At 66.8% G+C, this 24,279-nt stretch carries 24 protein-coding genes; 12 read left to right on the top strand and 12 right to left on the bottom strand.

What is annotated here, in order from left to right:
• Window positions 1-205: 205 nt before the first annotated feature.
• Complete coding sequence (gene infC / locus BMX36_RS12740) at window positions 206-739, bottom strand: translation initiation factor IF-3 (protein ID WP_066778440.1); 534 nt, start codon at window positions 737-739, stop codon at window positions 206-208.
• Window positions 740-1,028: 289 nt separating this feature from the next.
• Here infC and BMX36_RS12735 point away from each other — a divergent pair, with 289 nt between their 5' ends.
• Complete coding sequence (locus BMX36_RS12735) at window positions 1,029-2,444, top strand: hypothetical protein (RefSeq protein ID WP_093065982.1); 1,416 nt, start codon at window positions 1,029-1,031, stop codon at window positions 2,442-2,444.
• A 36-nt stretch (window positions 2,445-2,480) separates the two neighbouring features.
• Here the strand turns inward: BMX36_RS12735 and BMX36_RS12730 are convergent, their stop codons facing one another.
• Genes BMX36_RS12730 through BMX36_RS12720 form a run of 3 tightly spaced genes read right to left on the bottom strand, consistent with a single transcriptional unit; the run spans window position 2,481 to window position 5,123 of the window.
• Entirely contained in the window at window positions 2,481-3,659 is a 1,179-nt protein-coding gene (locus BMX36_RS12730; protein WP_093065980.1) for a glycosyltransferase, read from the bottom strand.
• 1 nt (window position 3,660) lies between these two features.
• Window positions 3,661-4,206 (bottom strand): DUF2141 domain-containing protein, encoded by a 546-nt coding sequence (locus BMX36_RS12725; RefSeq protein ID WP_093065978.1) that lies wholly within the window; start codon window positions 4,204-4,206, stop codon window positions 3,661-3,663.
• Window positions 4,176-5,123, bottom strand: coding sequence for a hypothetical protein (locus tag BMX36_RS12720; protein ID WP_093065976.1), 948 nt, complete (start codon window positions 5,121-5,123; stop codon window positions 4,176-4,178). Before BMX36_RS12720 ends, BMX36_RS12725 begins: the two co-directional genes overlap by 31 nt.
• 66 nt (window positions 5,124-5,189) lie before the next feature.
• Between BMX36_RS12720 and BMX36_RS12715 the strand changes: the two genes are divergently transcribed.
• On the top strand, window positions 5,190-6,296 hold the full coding sequence (locus BMX36_RS12715; protein WP_256210787.1) for a glycosyltransferase: 1,107 nt from the start codon (window positions 5,190-5,192) through the stop codon (window positions 6,294-6,296).
• Here BMX36_RS12715 and maiA read toward each other — a convergent pair.
• From maiA to pyrE, 6 genes are read right to left on the bottom strand one after another with little or no spacing between them, the layout of a single operon-like run.
• Window positions 6,283-6,912, bottom strand: a complete 630-nt coding sequence (gene maiA / locus BMX36_RS12710) for a maleylacetoacetate isomerase (RefSeq protein ID WP_093065972.1) — start codon at window positions 6,910-6,912, stop codon at window positions 6,283-6,285. The two genes, BMX36_RS12715 and maiA, sit on opposite strands and share 14 nt — an antisense overlap.
• Window positions 6,909-7,982 (bottom strand): AI-2E family transporter, encoded by a 1,074-nt coding sequence (locus BMX36_RS12705; protein WP_256210786.1) that lies wholly within the window; start codon window positions 7,980-7,982, stop codon window positions 6,909-6,911. The genes maiA and BMX36_RS12705 overlap by 4 nt, the downstream gene beginning before the upstream one ends.
• Complete coding sequence (lepB, locus tag BMX36_RS12700; RefSeq protein WP_082745902.1) at window positions 7,979-8,941, bottom strand: signal peptidase I; 963 nt, start codon at window positions 8,939-8,941, stop codon at window positions 7,979-7,981. Before lepB ends, BMX36_RS12705 begins: the two co-directional genes overlap by 4 nt.
• Window positions 8,938-9,342 (bottom strand): holo-ACP synthase, encoded by a 405-nt coding sequence (gene acpS / locus BMX36_RS12695; RefSeq protein ID WP_093065970.1) that lies wholly within the window; start codon window positions 9,340-9,342, stop codon window positions 8,938-8,940. The genes lepB and acpS overlap by 4 nt, the downstream gene beginning before the upstream one ends.
• Window positions 9,339-10,067: a pyridoxine 5'-phosphate synthase gene (locus BMX36_RS12690; protein ID WP_093065968.1), complete on the bottom strand. Its 729-nt coding sequence runs from the start codon at window positions 10,065-10,067 to the stop codon at window positions 9,339-9,341. Before BMX36_RS12690 ends, acpS begins: the two co-directional genes overlap by 4 nt.
• Window positions 10,068-10,098: 31 nt before the next feature.
• A complete protein-coding gene (gene pyrE, locus BMX36_RS12685) occupies window positions 10,099-10,683 on the bottom strand; it encodes an orotate phosphoribosyltransferase (protein WP_093066383.1) in 585 nt (194 codons plus the stop codon).
• A 197-nt stretch (window positions 10,684-10,880) separates the two neighbouring features.
• Here pyrE and coxB point away from each other — a divergent pair, with 197 nt between their 5' ends.
• A complete protein-coding gene (coxB, locus tag BMX36_RS12680; RefSeq protein ID WP_093065966.1) occupies window positions 10,881-12,041 on the top strand; it encodes a cytochrome c oxidase subunit II in 1,161 nt (386 codons plus the stop codon).
• Between the two features lie 2 nt (window positions 12,042-12,043).
• Window positions 12,044-13,726 (top strand): cytochrome c oxidase subunit I, encoded by a 1,683-nt coding sequence (gene ctaD / locus BMX36_RS12675; protein WP_093065964.1) that lies wholly within the window; start codon window positions 12,044-12,046, stop codon window positions 13,724-13,726.
• Between the two features lie 142 nt (window positions 13,727-13,868).
• Here the strand turns inward: ctaD and BMX36_RS12670 are convergent, their stop codons facing one another.
• A complete protein-coding gene (locus BMX36_RS12670; RefSeq protein ID WP_093065962.1) occupies window positions 13,869-14,552 on the bottom strand; it encodes a DUF2490 domain-containing protein in 684 nt (227 codons plus the stop codon).
• 79 nt (window positions 14,553-14,631) lie between these two features.
• Between BMX36_RS12670 and BMX36_RS12665 the strand changes: the two genes are divergently transcribed.
• From BMX36_RS12665 to BMX36_RS12655, 3 genes are all read left to right on the top strand, one after another.
• Window positions 14,632-15,597: an alpha/beta fold hydrolase gene (locus tag BMX36_RS12665; RefSeq protein WP_093065960.1), complete on the top strand. Its 966-nt coding sequence runs from the start codon at window positions 14,632-14,634 to the stop codon at window positions 15,595-15,597.
• 135 nt (window positions 15,598-15,732) lie between these two features.
• Window positions 15,733-17,037: a polysaccharide biosynthesis protein gene (locus BMX36_RS12660; RefSeq protein WP_093065958.1), complete on the top strand. Its 1,305-nt coding sequence runs from the start codon at window positions 15,733-15,735 to the stop codon at window positions 17,035-17,037.
• On the top strand, window positions 17,027-18,067 hold the full coding sequence (locus BMX36_RS12655; RefSeq protein ID WP_093065956.1) for a glycosyltransferase family 4 protein: 1,041 nt from the start codon (window positions 17,027-17,029) through the stop codon (window positions 18,065-18,067). The genes BMX36_RS12660 and BMX36_RS12655 overlap by 11 nt, the downstream gene beginning before the upstream one ends.
• Here the strand turns inward: BMX36_RS12655 and BMX36_RS12650 are convergent.
• Window positions 18,034-19,332: a hypothetical protein gene (locus BMX36_RS12650; protein ID WP_093065954.1), complete on the bottom strand. Its 1,299-nt coding sequence runs from the start codon at window positions 19,330-19,332 to the stop codon at window positions 18,034-18,036. The genes BMX36_RS12655 and BMX36_RS12650 overlap by 34 nt on opposite strands.
• 303 nt (window positions 19,333-19,635) lie before the next feature.
• Between BMX36_RS12650 and BMX36_RS12645 the strand changes: the two genes are divergently transcribed.
• From BMX36_RS12645 to BMX36_RS12625, 5 genes are read left to right on the top strand one after another with little or no spacing between them, the layout of a single operon-like run.
• Complete coding sequence (locus BMX36_RS12645; RefSeq protein ID WP_066775080.1) at window positions 19,636-20,214, top strand: putative colanic acid biosynthesis acetyltransferase; 579 nt, start codon at window positions 19,636-19,638, stop codon at window positions 20,212-20,214.
• Complete coding sequence (locus BMX36_RS12640; protein ID WP_218142165.1) at window positions 20,211-21,179, top strand: glycosyltransferase family 2 protein; 969 nt, start codon at window positions 20,211-20,213, stop codon at window positions 21,177-21,179. The genes BMX36_RS12645 and BMX36_RS12640 overlap by 4 nt, the downstream gene beginning before the upstream one ends.
• Window positions 21,176-22,348: a glycosyltransferase gene (locus BMX36_RS12635; protein ID WP_093065952.1), complete on the top strand. Its 1,173-nt coding sequence runs from the start codon at window positions 21,176-21,178 to the stop codon at window positions 22,346-22,348. The genes BMX36_RS12640 and BMX36_RS12635 overlap by 4 nt, the downstream gene beginning before the upstream one ends.
• A 57-nt stretch (window positions 22,349-22,405) precedes the next feature.
• A complete protein-coding gene (locus tag BMX36_RS12630; protein WP_143058567.1) occupies window positions 22,406-22,840 on the top strand; it encodes a hypothetical protein in 435 nt (144 codons plus the stop codon).
• Complete coding sequence (locus BMX36_RS12625) at window positions 22,837-24,267, top strand: GDSL-type esterase/lipase family protein (RefSeq protein WP_093065948.1); 1,431 nt, start codon at window positions 22,837-22,839, stop codon at window positions 24,265-24,267. Before BMX36_RS12630 ends, BMX36_RS12625 begins: the two co-directional genes overlap by 4 nt.
• The last annotated feature ends 12 nt before the right edge of the window (window positions 24,268-24,279 follow it).

Genomic DNA, 24,279 nt, shown 5'->3' with positions numbered 1-24,279 from the left:
TGGGAGCGGTTCCTTTAATCCCGCCGCTGCAGGTGCAAACTTTTTTTTGCTGCGCCGCAAAGCTTTTCGATCCCGCTGTCGCGTGGATGCCACGATTGGTCCGCGGCGGCCCTGTCCAAACTGTCAGTTGACGCTACGGCAGACATGAAAAAGGCCGCGACCTTCGATGAAGGCGCGGCCGTTTCGCCGGCGAACCGAAAAAAATTTACTTCGGCGCGAGAACCATCAGCATCTGGCGGCCTTCCATGCGCGGATAGGCTTCCACCTTGGCCACCTCGGCGACCTGCTCGGCCACCCGCTGGAGCACCGCCATGCCAAGCTGGCCGTGGCTCAGTTCGCGTCCGCGGAAGCGCATGGTCACCTTCACCTTGTCGCCATCGCCGATGAACTCCTCCACCTTCTTCATCTTGGTGTCATAGTCGTGATCGTCGATGTTCGGACGCATCTTGATCTCCTTGATCTCCTGCGTCTTCTGGCTCTTGCGGGCGAGGTTCGCCTTCTTCTGCGCCTCGTACTTATACTTGCCGACGTCCAGGAACTTGGCCACGGGCGGATCGGCATTGGGCGACACCTCGACCAGATCGAGCCCGACTTCCTTGGCCTGCTCGATTGCCTGACGGGTGTACATCACGCCGAGATTCTCGCCCTCGTGATCAATCACGCGGACCTTGGGGCTCTGGATCCATTCGTTGAATCGCGGGCCGTTCATCGGCGGCGCCTGCATTGGCCGGCGCATCATGGGCGGACGGATGGTCAATTCTCCTGTTGCTTCAAACTGCCAACATATAATGCGTCCTGCCACGGTTCGAAAGACTTCAATCGGCCACGCCGGCCTAAAGTCGACGCCACTGCCATTCAGCGACCGCTTCCGGCGCGCAGCAAGGGGAGAGCTGAGCCCCTGAGCGGGGCTGGGCGGCAAGCCGAGTGGCGCGCCGAGTGGCGAGAGGGCGGCGAGCCGGGCGGCCCGTCGGACGGCCGGCGCATGGTGGCCGTGACACGGGCTTGGCCGCGCTCTAGGCAACGCGCCGATGATTGCCCGCACCCTCGATCGCCAGCGCCTGCTTGTCCTTGTGATCGTGGCGATTCTGGCGCGTGCGGTCACGTTCGCGAACCCGGTCGTCCATGTCGACGAGGATTTCTACTTCACCGTTGCGCGCGTCATGTGGAACGGTGCCATGCCCTATGTGGATGCCTGGGATCGCAAGCCCTTCGGGCTCTTCCTGATCTACCTGCTGCCGGCCGCGCTGCCGTTCAACTGGGGGATCCTCGCCTATCAGGCGATGGCGCTCGTGGCGGTCGCGATCACCGCCTGGCTGATCGCGCGGCTGGCGGTGCTGGGCGGCTGGTCACGCGGGGCGACGCTCAGCGGCCTGGCCTATATCCTGTGGCTCAATCTCGCGAGCGGGCAGGGCGGGCAGTCCCCGGTCTTCTACAATCCCTTGATGGCGGGCGCGGCGCTTCTGATCGTCACCAACCGGGCGCGCGCGGGCTGGCGCGATGCGGCGGCGCTGCTGCTCGTGGGGCTGGCGATGCAGGTGAAATATTCCGCGCTGTTCGAGGGGGTGTTCTTCGGCATCTGGATCATGCTGCGGGATTGGCGGGCGGGCGATTCGCTGGGCCGGATCGCTGCGCGTGCCGCTTTGCTGGCGGGGCTCGCGCTTCTGCCCACGGTCGCCGTCGCCGCTTATTATGCCGCGATGGGCCAGATCGATGCCTTCACCTTTGCGAACTTCGTATCGATCACCGAACGGCGCACCGATCCGCCGCTCGAACGGCTGGGCAATTTCGCCAAGATCGCGCTGCTGCTCGCCCCGCTGATCGCGATGGCGGTGGATTCGGTGCGTCAGGCACCGGCCGCCGAGGCGCACACGGAGCGCCGCTTCCTCCTGTGGTGGCTGGGGATCGCGATCGCCGGCATCGTCGGGTTCGGCGGCTGGTTCGATCATTATGCGCTGCCCGCGTTCGTGCCGGGCGCGGTCTGCGCGGCGGGGTTCCTTGGCGAACGCCGGCGCGGGCGGATGGTCGCGATCGGGCTGGCGGCGCTGATCGGCACGGTCACGATCGTCGCCGATCGCCTCGGCCGCGGTGGGCCGGACGAGTTTCGCGCCCTCACCCGGGCGATCGGCAGCGGGCCTGGCTGCCTCTGGGTCTATTCCGGCACGCCGAAGATCTACGCCGCCGTCCATCGCTGCCGCGTCACCCCCTATCTCTTCCCCAGCCATCTCTATCGCACGCGCGAGCAGGGGGCGATCGGGGTCGATCAGAAGGCGGAGGTGCGGCGCATCCTGGCGGCGGCGCCGGCGGTGGTGGTGATGCGTCCGCTGTCGATCGGCGAGCGGCCCGAAGTGCGCGCGATCGTTACCGCGATCATGGCGCGCGACTATGTCGTCGCGGCGCGCGAGCGGCTGGGGCGCGAAACGCTGACGATCTATCGCCATCGCTGAAACGAACTGGCCGGATGTCGCCGAGACCAGGCCGATCTAGGCCGCCTTGCGCTGCTTCAGGGCCAGGGCGGCTTCGTAATAGGCCATCAGATCAACGGTATGATCGCGATCGGTGCGCACCCGGCCGGCGGCCGCAACCGCCGCGGCGCGCAGCTGGGCAGGGTCGCGCGCGCGCAGCCGGGCGATCGCGTCGGCGCAGGAAAGCGCATCGCGCGGCCGGTATAGCTCGGCGCACCGCGGATCGGCCACTTCGGCGCACCCGCCCGAATCGGGCACGATCAGCGGCAGCCCGGACGCCATCGCTTCGGATGCCACCAGCCCGAACGGCTCCGCCTCCGATCCATGGATAAGCGCATCGCAACTCGCCATGATCCTGGCCAGTCGCGCGCGATCATAGATCGGCTTGAACAGCCGGATGTGCGGGCTGCCGGCGATCCGACGCTTCATGCGATCGGTGTCCACGCCCTGGCCGAGCAGGATCAGCCCCACCGGCAGCGTCGCGCCGGCGCGCTCGGCCGCATCGATCACCATCGGCCAGCGCTTTTCCGGGTGATGCCGCCCCAGGCCGAGCAGCAGCAGCCCGTCCTCGCCCAGTCCGCATTGCCGCAACAGGGCGCGGCGCACATGCCCATCCCGCAGCGCCGGCGAGAAATGCCCGCGCTCGATGCCCAGCGGCATGGCCGCGTCGATCCTCAGCCCACGCGCGCGCAGCCGCTTGGCGAGCGCCGGCCCGTTGGTGACCACGCAATCATATTTGTCCAGGAAGCGGGCCATGTAGCGGGTGTACCAGCCGAACGCCCGCTCGATCCGCTCATGGCGCGCCACGCCTTCGAACCAGCGCTGGGCATAAGCGGCCATGTTGTCATTGTGCATGAAGAAGGACTTAAGCGCACGGCCCTGCCACTCCCCCACGAACCACGCCGGTCGCCAGGGTGACGAACATTCCACCACATCGGGATCATAATGGTCCAGGAGGGCCGTCACCGCCTCGCGATCCCAAAACAGGCCGTAATTGCTGTCGAACGGCAGTTTCGGCGATCGGACGAAGTGGACGCGGCCGCCACCCGGCCGATCCTCGATCCGCTCTTCCACGCCGGGCGCAAGCAGGATCAGCTCATGCCCCAGATCGTTCATGATCCCGATCTTCCGATCGATGTACGTCCTGACCCCGCCGCCCGTCGGCGAATAGAATTCGTTGACGTCGACGACGCGCATGTCAGTCGCCCACAGGGCCGAAACTGGGGATCAGGCCGCGCAGATACTGGATCTGGATGGTCACTCTCCCCACCCCGCGCGGGATGTTCACGATCGATTGCGACAGCTTCGGGCGCGATCGGCCGATCCGCTGATTGGACGCAATGCCGGCGCCGTCCGTCCACACGTTGAACTTGTTCTTGTTGTCGCGATCATGCGTGACGAACAGCGCGTACCGCCCCGGCGCCGGGGCCTTGATGCACATGGTGATTGCGCCGTTGGCGGGAGTAGGCGCCAGGACGCGGTGGAAGAACCGGCCTTGGGCGGTCAGGTCGCGATCGTCCTTCAGGAAGTCCTCTTCCGTCGCCGGGAACAGCTCCAGCTTCAGGTTGCCGGTGCGGTCCTTCAGGCCCGTGATCGACACCTCGAGGGCGGGCTGATCGCGCTGGACGCACGCCGCCGCGTCGCTCCCGATCACGCGTGCAGCCGCCGCCGGGGTCGTTGGCCCCAGCAGCAGCAGCGGCAGCAGGGCAGCCTTCAGCGTTGCCAAAGCCGTAACCCGGTCCATCCCGCGCCGATCGCAAATGCCAGCATCAGGCAGACGTGCACGACCAGCGTCAGCGCGGCAACAAAGGCGATCATCTCGCTCAGCGCCTCGCCCTGACCGATCAGGAGGATCGCGAAACTGGCGAATAGCAGGTCCTTGTTGGGCACCAGCGGCAAGCGCGACACGAGCAACCGCGCGGCCGACAGGAACAGCCACATCCACAGGGACACGTCCGGCATGGCGTAATGCCAGGCGAGCGCCAGCAGGAGCGAACTCGCCGCGATGCGCGCGCAATGGATCCAGAACACCTGCCAGAGCTGGCGCCGGGGCAGCGAGAAGACCCGCTTGGAAAACAGGATCAGCAGCAGGCTGACGGCCAGGGTGATCACCGCGGACCCGGCGACAGCGTTCAGGACGCTCGGCGGCATCAGTTGATAGCCGACGGGCAGCGCCAGCGCGCACAGCAGAATGGTCGCGCCATTGCCGGCGATCGCCGACAGCAGCGACACATCCTTCACCGCGCCGAACGGCGCGGCCACCAGGTTCGCCCGCGCCCGCGCCCATGCGTAGAAATAGGCCTCGCCCGAATAGCCCAGCACCACATCGTTCGCGATGCGCTTCTTGTGGAGCGCCGCAAAGCCGGACCAGGGGATGCCCCACAGGCGGCGGAAGATGATGAAATCACCGGTCGGCGCCGCCATGTAGAGCCCGAAGAAAGCGACGTAGAACCACGGCGAATCAGGCGCCGCACGACTGAGACCGGCAAGGCCGGTATCCAGCAGCTCGCGGCCGAGCATCACCATCATGGCCACGCTGAGCAGGCTGCCGACGATCCCCGGCCACCGGCGGCGCAGCGTTTCCGCTGGCTGCAGGGCAGCAATATCGGGAAGATCGGCATCGACCACGCCAGCGGGTACGCTGTCGGCTTTGGCGCTCAAGACCTCGGGCTTCCTTTGCACGCATCCCGCATAACAACTTGCGGATGTCAGGCGCATGACGCCCGATTGTGGTTTCTTTTCGGCGGCAATCTGGGCTGTAGAGGGCCGGCAGACAAGATGAACGGCGCCCGGCACATCCTCAGCTACGCTCAGACGCTTCGTGGCGGCGGGGTCGAACGCGCCCTGCTGCGTCTGGCGGGAGCATGGGCGAGGGAAGGCCGGCGCGTGACCCTGGTTATCGGAGACGCGGGGGGGCCTTTGCGAACCGAAGTTCCCGACACGGTCGAGGTCGTCGGGCTGGGGACCAGCCGCTACACCGCCCTGCGAGCGGTCGCTGCCCGTGCCGCGGACCTGCGCCCCGATATGATCTTCTGTCCTGGCAGCCATTATACGAGCATTGCGGCATGGACGAAGTGGCGGCTCGGGAAGGGCTGCCCGCCGATCGTGGGCAAGGTGTCCAATGCGCTGGAGCGGCCTGATTACGGGCCGGTGATGACGGTGGCGCACCGCGCGTGGCTGCGCCAGCACCCCGCCTTTCTCGACCGGGTCGTGGTTATGTCGGAGGCGAGCGCCGAGGCGGCGATCCGCGTCATGCGGCTCCCGCGGCAACGCATCGCCGTCATTCCAAACCCGCCCGCCCCGCGCCTACTGGACGCGCCACTGCCGCCACTGCCGCCGCGCTACATTCTTGGCGTCGGACGGCTGGCGCCGCAAAAACGCTGGGATCGCCTGGTCGAGATCATGCCCCGGCTGGCGCAGCGGATCCCGCTCGTCATCCTGGGGGAGGGCGAGTGTCGCGCGGCGCTGAGGGCGCAGGCAGATGCCCTTGGCGTCGAACTGCTGCTGCCCGGCCATGTCGCGGATCCGCTAGGCGCCATGGCGGGCGCCGCCGTGCTTGCCCTGACGTCCGAGTTCGAAGGCGTGCCCGGCGTGCTGGGCGAGGCGCTTTCCATGGGTACGCCGGTCGTGACGACCGATTGTGCCCCTGCCGTGCGGGAAATCGTCGCGGCGCCATCGCTCGGGTCGATCGTTGCGCGCGGAGACGCGGCCGCATTGGCGACGGCGCTGGATCATTGGCTTGGGTCTCCAGTGCGCCCCCAGCCCGTTCCGCTGCCCGGCGCGGACTCGGCCGCGCGCTATCTCCGGCTGTTCGACGACCTTATTGCGGCATGACCCGGTCAGGCGCTGCCGCCTGCACGGCGGGCAGCGCAAGGCTGGCGGCTTCCGCCGCGCGTAGCTTGGGATAGGCGTCCAGCGGCACGTCGAACCGCCGCGCATTGGCAAGCTGCGGCACGAGGCAGAGGTCGGAAATGTCGGGCGTGTCGCCGCCCAGGAATGGGCCGTCACCGGCCACCTTCTCTACCGCCGTCAGACCCTCCACGATCCAGTGGCGATACCAATCGTTCTTGGCGGCCTGATCCGCGCCGAACTGCGCCTCCAGCCGCTTCAGCACGCGCAGGTTGTTCAGCGGATGAACGTCCGCCGCAATCGCCAGCGCCCGCGCGAGCTGGTCGGATCGCACGAAGGGATCCTTGCTCACCATCGGCGGCTCGGGGAAGTTCGCGTCCAACCAGTCCACGATCGCCAGGCTTTGCGTCAGCGGCCTGCCGTCCACCACCAGGGTGGGCACGAACCCCTGCGGGTTAATCGCACGGTTGGCGTCCTCGGCCTGCTCACCGGCCAGCAGGTTGACCGGCACCGTCTCATACCGGACGCCCTTCAGGTTCAGGCAGATGCGGACCCGATAGGAGGCGGAGGAGCGCCAGTAATCGTGAAGCACGATCCTCATGCGAGCGCCTCTTGCTCGCGCTCGTCCTCCACCGTCTCGCTGCGCCGCTCCATTGCCGCCTTGATCATCGCCGTCATCGGATCGGCCAGCGCGAGGCCCAGAATGCCGAACAATGCGCTCGCCAGGATCTGCGCGCCAAGCGTCAGCGCCGGCGGCATGTCCACCGTACGCTTGGCAACCATCGGGATCAGCACATAGCCGTCGAAGGTCTGCACGATGACATAAGTGCCGATCGCCCAGATGCCGGTGTCCGCGCCCGCGGAGAAGCCGACGGCGATCATCAGCGCACCGGAGATGAACGCGCCGATGTTCGGGATAAAGGCGAGGATGCCCGTCAGGATGCCGAGGATCATCGCCATGGGAACGCCGCCGATCATCAGCGCAATCCAGGTCAGCAAGCCCTCTGCGACCATGCCGATGATGCGGCCGAACAGGAGCCGCCGCAGCGTGAATCCCATGCGCTCCGTCACGATCGCGAATTCTTCGCGCTTCTCCTCCGGGATCATCCACTGGAGGCCGCGTTCATAGACCCGCGGGTCCATGGCGATGAACAGGCCGATCACCAGGATCATGAAGATGGTGGTGAGCGCGCCCACCGCAGTGCCGACCCATGAGGTGAGGCGACCGACCGAACTCATCGCCTGCCGGGCGATGCCGCTGATGTCCGACGCGCCCGGCATCAGGCCATGGCTGGTCAGCCAGCTGCTCAACAGCAGGGCCTGCGCCTCCAGCGTCGCGCGTAGCTCATTGACCTGCTCCGCCACCTGCACGCCGGTGAGCACAAACGTGCCGATCAGGAAGATGACGGTCAGCAGGCAGACGATCAGCAACCGCCAGGCGCGCCCGATCGGCAGCACCCGGCCGAGCAGGCGTACACCGCCGTCCAGCATGGCGGCGAACACCAGGCCGGCAAAGATGATCAGCAACGGCTGCACGAGCAGCACGACCAATGCGATGGCCGATGCCATGCCCAGCCATACGGCGGCGCGCTTTATCTCGCGGCGGGTGGCGGGATCGCGAACCTCATTCGGGCTGGCTCCTTCGACAATCCTGACGCCAGCTTCGCTCACCGTGTTTCCTCCGGGTGCAGCGAAATGCCCGCACGGCCGCTGCGCAGCGAACCAAACCACGTGACCGGGTTGATGGTTGCCGATCCATCGACGGAGAAGGTGATGAATTCGGCGCGCCCGCCGATATTTTCCCACGGCACCGGCCCGCCAAGCCCCTTTTCGCTGCCGCCCAGCGCAAAGCGGCTGTCGGCGGAGCGATCGCGATTGTCACCCATCAGGAACAGGTGGTTTTCCGGGATGCGGATCGGCCCGTAATAGTCGCCCGGGCTGGTGCCCAGCTCGACCGTGTCGAAGCGGCGGCCGTTCGGCAGCGTTTCGGTCACGATCGGCAGGCGGCAGACGGTGGCGCCGTCGGCGCGGGTGATCCGCGCTTCGGGATATTGCCACGGATCGCAGGTGGCGTTCCGGTCGACGGGCAGGTCGCGATAGTGGATCGGCCCGCGCGCCACTGGCCTGCCGTTCAGGATCACGGTGCCCGCGCGCACCTCCAGCGTGTCGCCGGGCAGGCCGATGACCCGCTTGATATAGTCGCTCGTCTGCCCGGGCGGCGTGACGATCACGACGTCGCCGCGCTTCGGCATGGCGCCCCACACGCGCCCGCGCCATTCCGGCAACTGGAACGACCAGCTTTCCACCGGCTCGCGCAGCACCGCTCCCCTGAAGACCGCCGCGGGATTGGGAATGGTCGGCGAGACGAAGGACCACCCGTAGGCAAATTTGGATACGATCAGCCGGTCGCCGACCTCCAGCCCGGGCAGCATGGATTCGCTGGGGATGTAGAAAGGCTTGGCGATGAAGCTGTGAAAGCCCAGCACCGCCAGGATCAGCCAGAACAGGCCCTTCGCCTCACCCCACCAATCAAAGCCGCGCGTGCGGCGTTGTTCGGGCGCTTCGTCAGCCGGGGGCTCGCCCGTCACCGGCAGTTTCTCGGCCAGATCGTTCACGTTCCTGAGGGTCACTCGTCCGGGATGGCCTCGATGATCACAAAGGCCTGCGCCCAGGGATGATCGTCGGTCAATGTCAAATGGATATGCGCGCGGTGGCGCGCGGGAATCATGGCGTCAAGCGCGGCTTTCGCGCCGCCCGCCAGCGCCAGGGTCGGCGCGCCGGAGGGCGCGTTCACCACGCCGATGTCCTTCATGAACACGCCGCGGCGAAAGCCGGTGCCGACCGCCTTGGAGAAGGCCTCCTTGGCGGCGAACCTTTTCGCATAGGTGCCCGCGATGGTGAACGGCCGGCGCTTTGCCTTGGCGCGTTCCACATCGGTGAAGACCCGCGCTTCGAACCGTTCGCCGAACCGGTCGAGCGACGCCTGGATGCGCTCGATGTTGCACAGGTCGGAGCCGAGGCCCACGATCATCGCGCCGCCTCCATCGCCGCGCGCATCCGACGGATGCTTTCGCCCAGCCCCGTAAAGATCGCCTCGCCGATCAAGAAGTGGCCGATGTTCAGCTCCACCACCTGCGGGATCGCCGCGATCGGCGCGACATTGTCGAAGGTCAGGCCGTGTCCGGCGTGAACCTCGATGCCGTTCTTCGCCGCCAGCGCGGCCGCATCGGCGATCCGCCGCAGCTCCTCCGCGCGTGCGCCGCCGTCGAGCTCGCAATAACGGCCGGTGTGCAGCTCCACGACCGGCGCCTTCAGCCGCAGCGCCGCGTCGATCTGGCGCGCGTCCGGCTCGATGAACAGCGACACGCGCGTGCCCGCCTCACCAAGGGCGGCGACCATCGGCAGCAATCGATCGAACTGGCCAGCCGCATCGATCCCGCCCTCGGTGGTGCGCTCCTCGCGCTTTTCGGGAACGATGCACGCGGCGTGCGGACGATGTCGCAGTGCGATCTCCACCATCTCCTGCGTCGCAGCCATTTCCAGGTTGAGCGGAATGGTCAGCGTATCGGAAAGCCGCGCGATATCCTCGTCGGTGATGTGCCGCCGATCCTCGCGCAGATGCGCCGTGATGCCGTCCGCCCCGGCCTCGGCCGCGAGCTGAGCCGCGCGCACCGGATCGGGATAGGCGCCGCCGCGGGCGTTCCGGACGGTTGCGACGTGATCGATGTTGACGCCCAGGCGCAAATATTCGCTCATCTACCCTCCATCCGCCGGGGCGCGGCCCGGTTCACGCTGCCGACCGGCTACCCGGCTTGATGGCGGGAATGGCAGCGAGCTCCGGCGGGAGCGAGTCCGCCTCATAGGTGGGCACATCAAGCCGGATCAGGGGGAAAAAGGGTACGCCAATGTCCGCCGTGCCGTTCGACCGGTCCACCAGCGCCGCGCCGGCGATCACCCGGCCGCCGGCCGCCTCGATTGCCTTGATCGCCTCGCGCGAGGAGAGCCCAGTGGTGACGACATCCTCCATCATCAGCACCTCCTGCCCCTCTTCCAGGCGGAAGCCGCGGCGCAGTTCGAAGGTGCCGGTCGGCCGCTCCACGAACATCGCCTCCACGCCAAGCGCACGCGCCATCTCATGCCCGGCAATCACGCCGCCCATCGCCGGAGAGACCACCGCGGAGATGCGGCTACGCACGTCGGCGGGAATCCGCTCGACCAGCGCCTCGGCCAGCCGCGCACCCCGGCGCGGGTCCATCAGCACGCGGGCGCATTGCAGATAGCGCGAGGACCGGAGCCCCGACGACAGGATGAAATGCCCTTCCAGCAATGCGTCTGCCGCCCGGAATTCCGCCAGAACCTCGTCGTTGGTCACCAAAAGCCCTTTTTTCGTCCGCGCCCCGAAATACGAACGACGCGCCGGCCATGCAACGGACCGGCCGTTGCGGGTGCAAATAAAGCAACATGCGTGCTTGAGGCGCGCGAAACCCCTCCGTATAGGCGGCAGAGTCCAAGGGGTCTGCCGCAGGGGGTGTGCGGGCCTCACACTGGAGAGGCAAGGTTACCGCACGGATGAGAAGCGCGTTCAAGGGATGGATGCTGGCCGCTGGGCTCGCGCTGGCCGGGCTTGCGCCCGCCGCAGCCCAGCCGGCGGCAACGGGGGGCGATGTTGCAAGCGCCCCGGCCGAAGCGGCTGCAATCGGCAATTCGGTCAATGTCGGGGAGCGGACGCCGGATGTGGCTCCCGCTGCACCGGGGGCGGCGGGCGCCGATTCCGCGCCGCTGACGGCAAGCCCGGTCATCGGTCAGCCGACCGATCGGCTCATGTCGATCCAGCCGCAGGTCACCAAGAATGGCCAGCGTGCGATGGATTTCCACAACGGCATCCTGTTCCCGCTGATCGTGGCGACCAGCCTGCTCGTGCTGGCGCTGCTGGTGTGGGTGGTGATCCGGTACCGCCAGGCGGCAAACCCGATCCCGTCCAAAACCAGCCACAACACCATCATCGAAGTGGTGTGGACGCTGGCGCCGGTGCTGATCCTTGTCGCCATTGCGGTGCCGTCGATCGGCCTGCTTTCGGCACAGTTCAAGCCGGCACCCGCCGGTGCCGTGACGCTGAAGGCGATCGGCAACCAATGGTATTGGAGCTATCAGTATCCGGACCATGGCGGAATCGAGATCACCGCCAACATGCTCAAGGAAAAGAACGAGGTTGCCGCTGGTGAGCGCTTCCGTACCGATGCGGATGGCCCCCGCCTGCTCGCAACGGACAATCGTATCGTGCTGCCGGTGGGCGTGCCGATCCGCCTCATCACCACCGCCAATGACGTGATCCACAGCTGGGCGATGCCGGCGTTCTGGATCAAGCTGGATGCGGTGCCGGGTCGCCTGAACGAGACGAGCTTCACCATCGAGAAGCCGGGCATCTATTACGGCCAGTGCTCGGAACTGTGCGGTGCGCGCCATGCGTACATGCCGATCGCCGTTGAAGCGGTGTCGCCGGCGCAGTTCGCAGCGTGGATCCAGTCCAAGGGCGGCAAGATGCCGGGCGCGGCCGAGCCGTCGGCCGCTGCGATCCCGCAGCCTGGCGCGGACAATTCCGCCAGTGCCGCCGCTGAGGCGGCCGCGGCGGACAACCTGACCGGGCCGACGCAGAACGCCACCGTCGAACCTGCCACCTCCCCGCAGGGTGCCACCGCCAATCCGGGCGGCACCGGCGACACGGGACGCTGATCATGACCGATACTGCACTTCACCCGTCCGCCTTCCAGGCGCACGACGACCACGCGCACGACCATCACGACGCGGATCACAAGCCCGCGTTCTTCCAGCGCTGGTTCATGTCCACGAACCACAAGGACATCGGCACCCTCTACCTGATCTTCGCGATCTGCGCCGGCATCATCGGCGGCGCGATTTCGGGTCTGATGCGTGTCGAGCTGCGTGATCCGGGCATTCAGTATCTGCCGACCTGGCTGGCCATGCTGCATGGACCGGGCACGTTCGATGAAGCGCTCCACTTGTGGAACGTGATGATCACTGCCCACGGCCTCATCATGGTGTTCTTCATGGTGATGCCGGCGATGATCGGCGGGTTCGGCAATTGGTTCGTGCCGCTGATGATCGGTGCGCCGGACATGGCCTTCCCGCGCATGAACAACATCAGCTTCTGGCTGCTGGTGCCCTCGTTCCTGCTCTTGCTGGCCTCGCCCTTCTTCGGCGCGGGTGCGGGCACCGGGTGGACGGTCTATGCGCCGCTATCCACTTATGGTGAGCCCGGGCCGTCAGTCGACATGGCGATCCTGTCGCTGCACCTTTCGGGTGCGTCGTCGATCCTCGGCGCGATCAACTTCATCACCACGATCTTCAACATGCGCGCACCGGGCATGACGCTGCACAAGATGCCGCTGTTCGCATGGTCGGTGCTGGTCACCGCGTTCCTGCTGCTGCTGTCGCTGCCGGTTCTCGCCGCTGCGATCACGATGCTGCTGACCGATCGCAACTTCGGCACGACCTTCTTCGATCCGGCCGGTGGTGGCGATCCGGTGCTGTACCAGCACCTGTTCTGGTTCTTCGGTCACCCCGAAGTGTACATCATGATCCTGCCGGGCTTCGGCATCATCAGCCACATCATCTCCACGTTCAGCCGCAAGCCCATCTTCGGCTATCTCGGCATGGCCTATGCCATGGTCGCGATCGGCGTGGTCGGCTTCGTCGTGTGGGCGCACCACATGTTCGCCACCGGCCTGAGCGTGAACACCAAGATGTATTTCACCGCCGCGACGATGGTGATTGCGGTGCCGACCGGCATCAAGATCTTCTCCTGGATCGCGACGATGTGGGGGGGCTCGCTCACCTTCAAGACGCCGATGGTCTGGGCGATCGGCTTCATCTTCATGTTCACCGTGGGCGGCGTGACGGGTGTGGTGCTCGCGAACGGCGGCGTCGACGATTACATGCACGACACCTATTATGTGGTGGCGCACTTTCACTACGTGCTGTCGCTGGGTGCCGTGTTCGCGCTGTTCGCCGGCTTCTATTACTGGTTCCCGAAGATGTCGGGGAAGATGTACAACGAGTTCCTCGGCCAGCTGCACTTCTGGGTGTTCTTTGCCGGCGTGAACGTCCTGTTCTTCCCGATGCACTTCCTGGGTCTTCAGGGCATGCCGCGGCGCTATCCGGATTATCCGGACGCCTATGCCTATTGGAACCAGATCGCGACCCATGGCTATGAGATCATGGCGCTGGGCATGGTGATCTTCTTCATCAACCTGGTTTGGTCGCTGGCCGCCGGCAAGAAGGCGGCCGACAATCCCTGGGGTGAAGGTGCAACGACGCTGGAGTGGACGCTGACCTCGCCGCCGCCGTATCACCAGTTCGAGACGCTGCCGGTGATCGAGGACGAAAAGCACCATTGATCGCCAGCCAATGGCAAAGAAAAAGCGCCTCGCGAGTGTTCTCGCGGGGCGCTTTTTTTTTCCGCTTGCAGCGGCGGAGGGCGCGACGCCGACCAGGGGTCAACCGCACGGCACCGGCGCATCGCCGACGCAGCGTGCCATTCTAAAGCCGGATGAAGAGGTTCAGCGCGGCGGCGTGAACCATGTCGACGCGCCGCCCGGGCGCGTCGCGGGTCTGGTTGAGGTATCCCGCCTCCAGCGTCGACGTGCCCGCCAGCGGGATCTCGACCCCAATGAACGTGCGCACCTGATCGAATCCGGTGACACCGCCCCATTCGGCCGATTTCAGGCCGACAAAGCCCTCTACCGAGCCAAGCGCGGCCAGGCGTTTGCTGCCCGGCGCGAGCGGGTATTCGAATCGCATCATCTGTCGCGCACGCAGCGACATGCCGTCGCCGTCGGAACGCCAGCGCTCTTCCAGCCGGGTGCGCGATTGCACCTCCAGACGGCCGACCGTGCCGACGTTCCACGTCACTTGCTGGAACAGTCGGTCTTCCTGCCGATCGGGCCCGTTCTCCACCGGATCCGTCACATGGGCGTAGCCCTGGTAGACGGTGACTTGCTTCGACAATTGCACGCCCACGGCCGGGCGCAGGAGCAATTGCGAAAGGCGCGAAACGCCGTCGCCGATCCGTGGTTGGACTTCCGCAAAGAAGACGACCGGTCCCTGGATCTGCCCCATCACCGTCCCGTTCACCCACAGCGCCTCGTCATGCGTCGTCTGGGCGGCGGCCGGAACGGCCATGGTCAGGGCGGACAGGAGACAGAGCGGGTTCAGGCGGTGCATGACGCCAACTCTAGCTGCGCGGGAGGTGAGTCGTCATGCTTTCGCGCGGCGGCAGCAACAAAATGTAGGAGAGGAAGACATGCCCGAGTTCCGGATGATCGATACCGGCCCGGTGCGGATCCGCACCGCGGTGGAGGGGGCGGGGCCGCTTGTGCTGATGGTCCATGGCTTTCCCGAAAGCTGGTATTCCTGGCGGCATCAGCTCGGGCCCGTGGCGGCCGCCGGCTTCACCGCCGCCGCGATCGACGTGCGCGGCTATGGCGGATCGGACAAGCCGACCGACGTTGCGGATTATGCCATGGAGCATCTCGTCGCGGATATCGACGCCGTTGCCGAGGCGCTTCAACCAGGCGCACCGGCTATCCTCGTCGGGCATGACTGGGGCGCGCCCCAGGTCTGGAACGCGGCGCTCACCCGCCCCGATCGCTTCCGCGCCGTGGCGGCCATGTCGGTCCCCCACACCGGGGTTCCGAGCCGTCCATTTACCGAGGTGTTCCGGCAGGCCTTCACCAGCAAGGAACGCTTTTTTTATCAAGAATGGTTCCAGGAGGTCGGGCCGGCGGAAGCGGAAGCGGAGCGCGACGTCCGCGATTTCCTGCGCAAATTCTATTACGCCATTTCGGGCGATGCGCCGCCGGGCACATGGCCGACGAAGGCGGCGGGCGCCTCGCTGCTGGAGGGCATGGTCGATCCCGATCCGTTCCCCGCATGGCTGACGGCCGAGGACCTCGATTATTATGTCGCGGAGTTCGAAGCCTCCGGCTTCTTCGGGCCGATCAGTCGCTATCGCAATCACGAGCGCGACTTCGCCTGGCTGCAATCCTTCCGTGATCGCCGCATCGAACAGCCCGCCTTGTTCATCGGCGGGACCAAGGATCCGGCCACCATGGGCTTTGGCGCGATCACCGATCCGATCGGGATCATGCGGCCGCACGTTCCACGGGTGGAGGGTCATCTGCTCGACGGCTGCGGCCACTGGACGCAGCAGGAGCGCCCGGAGGAGGTGAACCGGCTGCTCGTCGACTGGCTCGGCCGCCTCGGCTGACCAATCGGCATAGCGAAGGCGCCACAGCCCTTGGCGAATAGCGGCGCAGCATGAAGCCGCTTGCTCCGGCCGCGTAATAGCCGCAGCTAGTGCGCGGGGATCAAGGGGGCAGGCGGTGTGGCAGCCGGGCGGAACATGATTGGCCGGTCGCTGGACCGCGCCACCACCTTGCGCCTCGGCCGCACCCTTTCTGCCCAGGCTTATGGCCAGATTGTCACGATGCTGGTGCAGATCGCGCTCGTGCCGCTGCTGCTGCACGCCTGGGGCACCCGGCTCTACGGCGCGTGGCTGCTTCTATCCGCCGTGCCCTTTTACCTGACCTTCAGCGATCTCGGCTTCACCAACGTGGCGAAGAACGCGATGGTCATGGCGGTGGCGGCCGGCCGGCGCGATGTGGCGACGCGGGTCTTTCACAGCGTCTTTGCCCTGCTGTGCGCGGCATCACCGTTGCTGATGGTGGCCAGCGCGGCGCTCATCCTGGCCGTTGATCTCCGGCAATGGCTGGCGCTGGATGCGAAAGCGGCCGTCTCGGCCCCCGCCGTACTATTGCTGCTCATCCTCCAGGTTCTCCTCTACCAGTTCTTTCTTCTGGTCTGCGCCGGCATCCGCTCCGGCAACCGCCCGGCGACGGAGGCCGCCTGGGCCGCCACTGCGCGGCTCATGGAGGGGGCGGCTATCGCGATCGCCGCATGGGCCGGCGGCGGATTGGTCGCCGCCGCCGCGGCGATGGTCGTCACCCGGCTGATCGCGCTTTTCGCCGCCTATCGCTCGCTGCGGCGCCTTGCGGACTGGCTGCGGCTGGGTTGGCGACTGGCGGACGGGGCCACGCTGACCCGCCTCTGGCGACCGGCGCTCGCCCATATGCTGCTCCCGCTGGGGCAGGCGCTGCTGATTCATCTCCCCGTCGTGATCATCGGCGGGATCATGGGCGCGGTGGCAACGGTGACCTTCGCCACCACCCGCACCCTGGCGCGCCTAGGCATGGCTGCAACGAACATGATCAGCAACAGCGTCGCCAGCGAATATGCGGCGCTCGCCGGTCAGGGTGATCAGCATTGTGCCGCCAGGCTGCTGCGGCTCCAGGTCGGCGCCACCCTTATCCTGATCGTCGCCTATGGGCTGGCGATACTTGTCGCGGCACCCTTCGTCCTGCCGCTCCTCACGCATGATTCGGTCGGCGCCGTTTACCCGTTCCTGCCGCTGCTCGTCGCCGCCGTGGCGGCGGAGATGCTGTGGTCGGCACTGCTTACGCCGATCGCGGCGGTGAACAGGCACGGCGGCGTCACGGCCGCCTTCCTGATTGTCGCGCTCGCCATCATGGCCGCCGCCGGTGCGGTGACGGAGGCATGGGGCCTGACCGGCATCGCCGCCGCCCTGCTCGCCGCGCACGCCGCGATGATCCCGATCACCATCATCGCTGGACATCGCCGTGCGCGGTGAACGAGCCCGCCGCGTCCTCTTCATCGGCCTGTCCGCGCGGGGCCATGGCGGTATTCAGCGGTTTAATCGCCGGGTGATCGCGTCACTGGCGACCCTTGGCGTTCCCACCGTCACCGCCATGCGAGCCGAAGATGCGCCGATGCGGTTTGCGCGCCGGGTCCTTTCCGGCGTTCTCGGCGCAGAGCCAATCCTGATCGGGCACATCAATCTGCTGCCGCTAGCCCTGCTGATCCGCCTGCTACGGCCGCGCGCCCGGATCATCCTGTTCGCGCATGGGATCGAGTCTTGGGGTGATCCCGCCTACCGCCCGGTGCGTTGGTGGGAGCCAGCGATGCTTCGGCACGTCGTCCATCGGGTGGCAATTGTCAGTAGATACTCGATGAGCAGGATGGCGGGCGCCTTTGCTTTGGACGAGGGCACATTTGTCCTCTTCCCCAATGCCGTCGACCTGCCCGATGCGCCTGTGCGGGCGGAGGGCGAGACAATCCTGACTGTGGCGCGCCTTCAGGCTGGCGAACGCGAGAAGCACGTCGACAAGCTCGTCCGCGCCTTGCCGCTCCTCCCGACGGCGCGTCTCATGGTGATTGGTGACGGGCCATTGCGGGCGGAATATCGCACGCTTGCCGTTCAACTCGGTGTGGAGGCGCGCGTCGCACTCCCTGGCGCCGTTTCCGACATCGCCCTCGCCCGCGCTTATGCGGAAGCCCGCCTCTTTGCCCTTCCATCCTCGAAGGAAGGCTTCGGGATCGTCTATCTGGAGGCGTGGGCGCGCGGGCTGCCGGTGGTCGGGTCCTGCTTCGGCGCGGCGGGGGAGGTGATCAGCGATGGGGTGGACGGCTTCACGATCGATCCCGCCGATGTCGGCGCGTTGGCGCACGCGCTGGGCCGATTGCTGAACGATCGGCGTCTTGCCGATCGCATGGGGGCGGCCGGGCGCCTGAAGGTCGAACGGCATTACACCGGCGCTGCCTTTACGCGAAACCTTGAGGCTCTTCTCTACAGCGACATGCCATTGACCGGGATGACCTGAACCGTACGCGCCCGCCGGGTACGGCCGATCAGCAGCAGCAGCGCGGCCACCAGCAGCAGAAACGGAAAACCGCGGCAGAAGAAGGACAGCATCGTGCTCGCCTCTTTCTCGGCGAGATGGGCCGTGGCGGTCAGCACGAACGCGCCCCAGACATTGCCGGCAAGGCGACCACCCAGCAGATCCAGCGCGACAAAGGTCAGCGTGCTCACCAGCATGGGGAGCAGCAGCACGCCGGCAATCCCGAACGCGGCAAGGCTGCTGGCCACCAGCCCCACCACCGGGCGCGCGATCGAGCCGTTGGCGCGAAAGCCATAATGCCAAGCGATGCGGTCGGGGGCGTTGGCCAGCGACTTGTTCATGAGAAAACCGGGAAGCAGGGTTTCCGCCGGATCGCGCCAAAGGTCCGCGCCGCCCATGGTTCCGCGCTCCGTCAGCCCGCGCGCCACCAGATCGATGGGCTGGATCATGGTGAACCGCTCCGTGTTCCAGGCCAGCGGATAAATGTAGCTGTCCCGCCAGACGAGCTGATGCCCCTGCGCGATCCGGTCCGCCTCGGCGGTCAAGCGTGCGGGATCAAAACCGGCATCGCGCATCACCTGCCACGTGGCGGCGATCCGCCCGGTGCTGCGAACATCGGCCATGGTGCGCACGATCTGGATCGCCGGCATCACCATTGCGAGCAGCAGCACGACACCAGCGACGGCCGGTACGATCCAGCGCAGCCGCAGGCGCTTTCCGTGGACAAGAAAGACGAGGGTGATCGCCAGCAGAAAATCGAACAACGTCCGCTTCGTGTTGTCGGCCAGGGTCAGGGCCAGAACGATCACGGCCATGGCGGCCAGCACGGCGAGATGGCGCTGTTGCCGGGGGTGGCGCGCGACCAGGCCGGCCTGCATGGCGGCGCCGAGCGGTAGCAGTGGATAGAAGGTGCCGAAGCCGCCGAAGCCGCCAGCCTCGAACCCGCCCGCCACGGCAATCGGGCGAAACTGGGTCTGCAGAAACAGAAATGCGCTGCCGAGGAGGAATGTGGGGACGGCCAGCCGCGCAAGGTCGGGCGAATGGCTCGTGATCGCCCGCAGCTCCCCTGTCATGCGCGAGGACCGGCGAACCATGCGGCTCCCCATATAGCCGATGCTGGTCGAAGAAAAACCGAGAAGGAGATAGCCGGCGGAAAGCTCCGGGACATGAAGATTGGTATGAACCGGCTGTCCCGCCATCGTCTTTATCATAAGCGCGCCCGTGCCGAAGTAGACGGTCATGATCATGTAGAGACCGTCAGAAACGCGCCAGGTTTGGACTATAAAAGGTAGTAGCGCGGCGCTGGAGATAAGCAGAAGGACGGCGAGAAGCCACCGGTCAGCGCCTAGGAAAAGTTGCAAAAGCGCCGCCACCGCAAGGCCAGTTAGATATATCCAGCCAAGCGATTTCATGATCGTACGCACATCCTCCCCAATTCACGTCAACGAGCTTCTATCAACCAAGGGTATAAACGTCGATCCACCCAGTTGCGGTAAGTTAATGGATCGCTTAGTCTTGACGGCGGGGGGACAAAGCAATGGCAAATCGCGATGGCGCGGCCGCTTGACGGGCGGATCACGCGTGCGTGGGAGGGGGGACCGAGCTTCGCGCTGAGCAATCGGCTGTACCGGCTCGCCTGGGCGGTGACCTGGTGGCTTCTGATCCGCTGGACGCCGCCGCCGCTGCGCGCGTGGCGACGATTGCTGTTGCGTTTGTTCGGCGCGCGAGTCGCGCCAACGGCGAATGTCTATGGCAGCGTCCGGATCTGGTCGCCCGCCAACCTTTCGATGGGCGATCATGCGGCGATCGGCCCCGGGGCGATCATCTATTCCATGGCGCCGGTGATCATCGGGTCGCATGCGGTGATTTCGCAGCGCGCCCATCTGTGCGCCGGCTCGCATGACGTGGAGGATGCTGCCTTTCAGCTTCTCGCGCGTCCGATCACCGTCGGCGCCCGCGCCTGGGTGGCGGCAGAAGCGTTCGTGGGCCCTGGCGTCACCATCGGTACCGGCGCGGTGCTGGGTGCCCGCGGCTGCGCCATGCGCGATCTGGCGCGATGGACCGTGTACGGCGGTAACCCGGCACGCAAGTTGCGCGAACGGCGCATCCGCTTCGGAAGCGCGGCGTGATCCTGCGGGCGCCTGTGGAGGGCGCTCAACGTTCAGATGCGAAACCCGACCTCACGGTCGTGATCCTCACCTTCAACGAGGCGCATCATGTCGGCCGCGCCATCGCAAGCGTGCGCGGCATCGCGCGCGATGTGCTGGTGGTCGACAGCTTCTCCTCCGATGACACGGTAAAGGTGGCGCAGGAGGCTGGCGCACGGGTGGTGCAGCACCCGTTCACCAGCCATGCCGCGCAGCTGCAATGGGCGCTGGATCACGGCGCGATCGCCACCGGATGGACGCTGCGGCTGGACGCCGACGAGCTGATCGAGCCGGATCTCGCCAGCGCGATCGCGCGCACCCTGCCCATGCTCGACGCCGGCGTCACCGGTATCCTGCTGAACCGAAAGCACATCTTCATGGGTCGCTGGATCCGCCACGGTGGTCGCCATCCCCTGTGGCTGCTGCGGATCTGGCGCACCGGAGCTGGGCGGGTGGAACGCCGCTGGATGGACGAACATGTGGTGGTGGGTCGCGGCAGGACGATCCAATTGGCCGGCGGCTTCGCCGATGCCAATGCAGGCGACCTGACCTTCTTCACCGCCAAGCATAACGGTTACGCCAGCCGCGAGGCGGTGGAGGTGCTGGCGGCCCGCTACGCCTTGTTCGACACGGATGGTGACAGCGGAGCCGGCGCCCTTTCCCCGCCGGCACGGCGCAAGCGGCAGGTGAAAAGGCTCGTGTACGATCGCCTGCCGCTCTGGGCGGCGCCGCTCGGTTATTTCCTGTTTCGCTACGTCGGTCAGGGCGGCTTTCTCGATGGCCGGCCGGGGCTGATCTATCACGTGCTGCAGGGCTTCTGGTACCGCTTCCTGGTCGCGGCCAAGGTGGCGGAATGGGACCGGCAATTGGCCGCCTGCTCCTCCGGCAGCGCGCGTCTCGTGCGTCTCGCCGTGCTCAGCGGCCTGCCGATCGCGCCCTCGGCATGACGCGCATCCTGCGTATCATCGCGAGTGCCGATCCACGCACCGGGGGCCCGATCGAAGGGGCGCGTCGGGTGGGGGAGATCTGGGCCGGGCAGGGGCACCAACAGGATATGCTGACGCTCGATCCGCCGCACGAGCGCCACGTGCCCGATTATCCCGGCACCATCATCGCCCTGGGTCCGGATCGCGGGGCCGGGCCGCTGCGCCGCTATCGCTATGCGCCGCACATGGTGCCCTGGCTTCGCGAACACGCCGGCGCCTATGATGCGATCATCATATCCGGTCTGTGGCGCTATGCCGCCCGCGGCGCAGCGGTTGCGCTTGCGGGCGGGCGCACGCCCTACTTTGTTTTTCCCCATGGAGCGCTTGATCCGTGGTTCCGCCGTGCCGCCCCGCTGAAGCATCTTGCCAAACAGGCGAGCTGGTGGTGGACCGAAGGACGCCTGCTCGCTGGCGCGCGCGCCGTGTTCTTCACCAGCGAGGAGGAGCGATTGCGCGCCCATGGCGCATTCCGGCCCTATCGGCTGCGGAGCGCCGTCGTGAATTACGGCACGGCCGACCTGGGCGACCCTGACCAGGATGTCGTGGCGGCCTTTCGTCGCGTGCTGCCGCCGCTGCGCGGCCGCCCGTTCCTGCTCTTCCTCGGCAGGATTCATCCGAAAAAGGGCTGCGACCTGCTGGTGGAGGCGTTTGCGTCGGTCGCCGCCCGCGACCCAGCGCTCGATCTGGTGATCGCCGGCCCGGACGAAGCGGGCCTTGTGCCGCACCTGCGCACGGTGGCGGCGCGCGCCGGATTGGCGGAGCGGGTTCATTTCCCCGGCATGCTCGATGGCGCGGCAAAGGCCGGCGCGCTGCAGGCCGCCAGCGCCTTCGTTCTGCCTTCGCATCAGGAAAATTTCGGGATCGCCGTGGCAGAGGCGCTTGCCGCCGGCACGCCGGTACTCGTCAGTGATCAGGTCGCCATCTGGCGCGAAGCGGTGGCGGACGGGGCGGGACTGGTGGCTTCCGACACGCAAGAAGGGACGATCGCGCTGTTGACGCGCTTTCTCGATTGTTCCCCGGCCGAGCGCGCGGCCATGCGGCGCAAGGCGCGCGCCTCGTTCCTGACCCGCTTTCACATTTCACAGGCCGCCGACAGCCTGCGGACCCTGATCGAACGCGAGATCGCCTGACGGGGCCTGTCCTACATCCTTTCGCCTGCTGTAGAACATAAGCGGAACACAGCAGGAGTGACGATAGTGGCGGAAGTGGAGATACCCGCGGGGTTCGTACCGCAATATGCAATGGCGTTCGGCGCGGTCGATGCGCCGGCGGTTGCCGTTCACGATGGCAACCCATTGCCCGTGCGGCTGTTGAAGAAGCCGGCCGGGTCGGTGCCACTGGCGGGTTCGCTGGGGGCCAGCGGATTTGCCGGCCCTTTCCTGCCGGAACTGGATCGACCGATCTGGGTCACCCTTTCCGGCGACTGGTCCGGCACGGTGGACCTGCTCCGCTCGGTCGATGGCGGCGTTACCAAGTTCCCGCTGACGGCGGGCGGTGCACGCTGGGCGCGCTTCACAGCCAACGCCAATGAAGCCGCCGCCGAGGAAAGCGAGGTGGGCGCGAGCTATTATCTCTTCGCAACGCTCACAGGCGGCACCCTCACCTATCGGGTGGCGCAATGAGCGCGCGCGATCTGGTGGCGCGCGGCCTCACCGCCCGCGTGCGCGACGCCGTGACGATGGCCGGGCGGCACAACTTGTTATCCCGCGCGGCGGCCGCGGCGGCGGGGCGCAACCCGGTGGTCCTGCAGCCCTGGCTCGCGCCACCGGCCTATGCACCCGGCACGCCCTATGCGGTGGGCCAGATCGTCAGCCACAATGGCGGCTGGTATATGTGCGGCCTTGCCGGCACATCGCCTTCCACGGGCGCCGGCCCTGCCACCACCAGCAGCGGCCAATATGTCGCGGACGGCAACAGTTCGCTTTACTGGACCTATCTTGGCGGCACGTGCGCTGCCGATCCCGCCGATGGCGCGCCCATCGTCTCCTTTGTGACGAGCAATCCTTCCCTGGGCGCGACCTGGGCACCGGCCAGCCATCCCGGCGCCTATACGGTTCGCGGCGCGGCCACCGCGCCGTTGCGGACCAATTTCTGGACGCTGGCGAGCTTCGAGGCAAAGGCCGGCATGCCCATGTGCGCCGGCGCATCCGTGTCCTTCACCTGTGATGGCGACCGGCTGGCGTTGTTCCTTCCCGCAGGATCGGCGCAGATCAGGGTGATCGTCGACGGGCGCTATCTGATGCCGGGCAGCCATGTGGTCGCCGGTCAGGACCAGTGGATGGTGATCGACTGGTCGGGCAGCACGGGACGGCGGCTCCGCCATTATGAGCTCGAAACCGGCAAGAGCGCGTCCTGTTTCGGCGGGGTCCAGGCCGCTCCATCGGCGATCGTCAGCGCTGGCGGCGGCGGCGCGCCGCGCATGGTCGTCATCGGCGACAGCTATAATGCCGGGTCCAGCTATGGTCCGTGGCTGGCAGGCGGATCGATTGCCCAGTTGCTCGCCAAGCGGCTTGGCTGGCGCGATACCTGGAACCTCTCGGTCGGCGGCACCGGCTATTGCAACGCCTCGCCATCCGGGTTCGTGACCTTTGGCCAGCGCGTGCCGCATGCGCTGTCGCTGTCACCTGATGTCATGCTGCTGATGGGATCCAGCAACGACGCCGGCTATGCGCCTGCGCAGGTGCAGGCGGCAACCCTCGCCACGTTGCGTGCGCTGCGCGCGGGCACCGCGGCGCCGGTCATCGTGGTTGGCGTGCCATCCATCAACGTGCCCGGCGCACCGGCGACCGAGGCCGCGATCGCTGCGGCCGTGGCACAGCATGGCGATCCGCTCACCTTCTTCATCCCGATCTGCGGCGCCGTGCCGCCCTGGGTGCTGGGCGCGTGGAACAACGGCACCGGCGTGCCGGCTGGCGTGGCGAACGCCGGCTTCTATGTGGCGGCCGATAACGTCCACCCGCCGGAGATCGGCTTTGACCATTATGCCCAGCGGATCGAACAGGCCATCCGGTCCGAGGTTCTGCCAGCGCTGGCGCTGACACCAGCCTAGGCGAGCGCGCGC

This window comes from Sphingomonas sp. OV641 (assembly GCF_900109205.1).
Taxonomy (GTDB): Bacteria; Pseudomonadota; Alphaproteobacteria; order Sphingomonadales; family Sphingomonadaceae; genus Sphingomonas.
The sequence above is the reverse complement of the archived record's forward strand: the minus strand, read 5'-3'. Positions and strand labels throughout refer to the sequence as shown.